The 3,278-nt window shown below is 45.8% G+C and carries 4 protein-coding genes and 1 pseudogene; all 5 read left to right on the top strand.

What is annotated here, in order from left to right; genetic code table 11:
* Positions 1–167: pseudogene (locus tag ACXLDX_RS14315) on the top strand (IS1380 family transposase); the annotation flags it as partial.
* Positions 168–498: 331 nt separating this feature from the next.
* Positions 499–1,107 (top strand): chemotaxis protein, encoded by a 609-nt coding sequence (locus ACXLDX_RS14320; protein WP_457577865.1) that lies wholly within the window; start codon positions 499–501, stop codon positions 1,105–1,107.
* A 238-nt stretch (positions 1,108–1,345) separates the two neighbouring features.
* On the top strand, positions 1,346–2,245 hold the full coding sequence (locus ACXLDX_RS14325; protein WP_457577866.1) for a HAMP domain-containing protein: 900 nt from the start codon (positions 1,346–1,348) through the stop codon (positions 2,243–2,245).
* 6 nt (positions 2,246–2,251) lie between these two features.
* A complete protein-coding gene (locus ACXLDX_RS14330; protein WP_457577867.1) occupies positions 2,252–2,830 on the top strand; it encodes a DUF8082 domain-containing protein in 579 nt (192 codons plus the stop codon).
* Positions 2,831–2,852: 22 nt separating this feature from the next.
* The coding region (locus ACXLDX_RS14335) for a YidB family protein (protein WP_457577868.1) at positions 2,853–3,278 on the top strand (426 nt) is incomplete at its 3' end.

Genomic DNA, 3,278 nt, shown 5'->3' on the forward strand with positions numbered 1-3,278 from the left:
GTCATCCTGCCAAACGTCGGCGGCTGAAGACAGTAATTCAGGAGTTAATGTATCTCGCCGCCCGGCTGATACGCACAGGCAGGCGGTTGAAACTGCGCTTCAGTCGACATTGTCCGGCTTACGAAGCATTTACGCGGGTATATACTCGGTTATCTGCCCCTGCATAGGCAAAGCAGGACAACGAAAAACGACAACAGACAGGAGAGGTACGCCTGAAAAAGCCCAAAATACGTCAAATTGTCAAAGAGCAGGCGGCTTTTCATCCCCTGACCCGGAAATTACCTGCCGGGTAGAGGGATAAGCTGGTATTTTTTTTCATGTGACGGAAAAAATGGGCCGGGGTGTGGTATCCGTCACTGATTCAGGTTTTAGAGTGGTCCGGTCATATTCAAACTGAAGAGTACCTTGAAAGATTAAAATTTTCGCTCAAGTTCAAGGAACTGGAAGAATTTGGCTGGATCATGTCGCCTTGAAGATAAAAAAGAGGAGTGATTAAAGATGCCGAAAACTCTGAAATCCCGACTTGTATCTCTTTTCTTTTTCCTGTTTTTATCTGTTATTTTACTGAATTCCAATGGAGTTGCTGAAGAAAAACTGATCGGCCTGGACCTGCAGATTAAAAACCTGGCGGAAAAATGTCGGGATGAACTGCAACATGAACTTGATGCACTCCTTGCCGTAAACAAACTGACCCTCGCCCAGTTATTCGACACATTTTATATCCCCATTCCCAAGACAAATCCACAAAAATATCATACTCAGTATGATACAGTCACAGATGATGTTTTCAGAATAATCCTCGATAAATACCTTGCCGCGGACCACCATATTCTCTTTGTGGTCGCCGTGGACAGAAACGGTTATCTCCCCACCCATAACAGTAAATATTCCAGACCACTGACCAGCGATTCCGATTACAACACCAGACACAATCGAACAAAAAGGATTTTCAATGACCGGACCGGACTGGCGGCGGCAAGAAACACGCAACCCTACCTGTTGCAGAAATACAGCAGAGACACCGGAGAAATGCTGGCCGACCTCTCTGTCCCGATCATCATCAAAGGGAAACACTGGGGAGCTCTCCGCATAGGCTACAGGCGATAAAAATCGACCTTCACCGGGAAATGACCTCGGCTTTCAGGGAACCCTTCAAAAACATAGAGGTAGCTCCTCACAGAGCAGCAACAATATGATTTTCTGATTACGTTACAAAACTCAGCCCGATAAAACAGGCGTATCCCCAAGCCGGCTGAGTTTTATGGGTAGTCAGGTAGATTTTGTCATCTCTGAACTGTAATTACCTGTTCAGAATAATTTTTCACAAGGAAAAAGGAACAGCCGGATGTTTAATTTTATCACTTCACGAATTGGTCTCAAGGTCTCGCTCAAAGTCAACTGTATTATTCTGCTTGTAATGTCTATTGGAACCTATTTCCTTGTTTCCCAACAGAGCCGGAGCCTTGAACAGGAACTGCTGAACAGGGGAAAAATTCAATCCATCGTCGGTGCGAAAATGATCGGTCAGATTATTGAAGAGGCCATCGATAATGGTGTTCTCACGGTAAAAGATGCCTTTGATACCAATTATGAGATCATAGGCGATTTTGACCCGCCAAAATACCACACCAGGTATGATTTTTACCTGGATAAGGCAATCCTGGGACTGGAGGACGAATTCCTGCTGGACAGCAGTATTGTTTTTGCAGTTGCCGTCGACAGAAACGGCTACCTGCCGACACACAACACCCGCTTCCAGAAACCGATTACCGGGGACCGGGAAAAAGACAAAATAGGCAACAGAACCAAAAGGGTCTTTAACGATCCCGTCGGGCTCAGGGCTGCCAGAAACACAACAAAAGGTTTACTGCAGATCTACCACAGGGACACAGGTGAAGTCATGTGGGATGTTTCGTCACCCATTTATGTCAAAGGAAAACACTGGGGCGGTTTTCGCATTGCCTTGTCACTGGAGGCCATCAGTACGGCAAAAAAGAAACTGATGAAAACCATGATCTCGATCATGGGCGGCATTCTATTGCTCTCTCTTGTTTTAACCTTTCTCTCCGTGAACAGTTCCCTGGCCCCCCTGAACTCCCTCACCCTGATCGCAACCGATCTTGCAAATGGTGAGAACCTGGACCGGGAGATAGACATTACCCGAAATGATGAAATCGGCAGACTCCAGGAAGCACTTGAACGACTGCGGATGAGTATGATGATAATTTTTAAACGTCGCCAATAGGTCACCATGGAATTTATACCTTTTTCGAAAATCATTAAAGAGCTTCAAAAGCTCTCGAAACAAAATGAGACAGGGACATTTTACATAACATCCGATACCAATCGTTCCGCCCAGATCATGCTTGTTAACGGTGAAATTACTTTTATCTACTGTTTTAACCGACTGGGTATGAAAGGGCTTGAACAGTTGAAAACAATCGATAACGGACGATTTCGTTTTCAGGCGGGCAGCGGGTTTTCAAAAAAAACTCCTCTGCCGTCAACGGCTGAAATTTTCAGGACATTATCGGTGAATGAGCAGGAAGATGCTGTTGATTACCATGACCGGACAACAGAAAAGACTGCCAGGCAAATTTCCGGTAAGATTATCGAAAAAACCTTGATGGAACAAATGCATAAGGCAATAATAGAGGTAGTTGGACCTGCAGCTGATATCCTCATTGAAGATGCTCTGGATAGTCTGAAACTTGATCCGGCAATAATTTCTGAAACAAAGTTCCGGGAACTTATCGTTGAAATCACAAAAGAAATTCCCGGGAACAAACAAAAAATCGCCTTTGAAAAAATAATGTCACGATTGATATAACCGAAAAACCAAGGGGGGAATAATGGATTTACTGCAACTGGGAACTGACCTGATCATGAACAAACTCAACCTGGACCGAGACGGTGATGGCGTACCGGATGGTGTTGCCGGGGCACTTGCCGGACTCATGGGTGGAGATGATAACAATTTTGACCTGGGCGCACTTATCGGAAAAATGACAGAAGGCGGCGGTTCACTTCAGGAAATAGCCTCTTCATGGCTTGGGGACGGAGAAAATGCCCCTGTCGATTTTCAACAGATCAGGGATCTGTTCGGCAGTGAGAAAATATCTGCCTTCGCATCAAGTATTGGAGTCGACGAAGATACGGCCGCAGACGGTCTGGCCGAAGCGATCCCCCAGATGGTGGATAAGGCTTCCAGCGGCGGGTCCCTGCTTGAAGCATTTGGTGGTGTTGAGGGAGTGCTGGGCGCTGCGAAAAAATTTTTC

The organism is Desulfomarina sp. (assembly GCF_054039375.1).

Coding starts and splice junctions, on each gene's coding strand:
- ACXLDX_RS14325 (WP_457577866.1), top strand. CDS start 1,346: ATGTTTAATTTTATCACTTCACGAATTGGTCTCAAGGTCTCGCTCAAA.
- ACXLDX_RS14320 (WP_457577865.1), top strand. CDS start 499: ATGCCGAAAACTCTGAAATCCCGACTTGTATCTCTTTTCTTTTTCCTG.
- ACXLDX_RS14330 (WP_457577867.1), top strand. CDS start 2,252: ATGGAATTTATACCTTTTTCGAAAATCATTAAAGAGCTTCAAAAGCTC.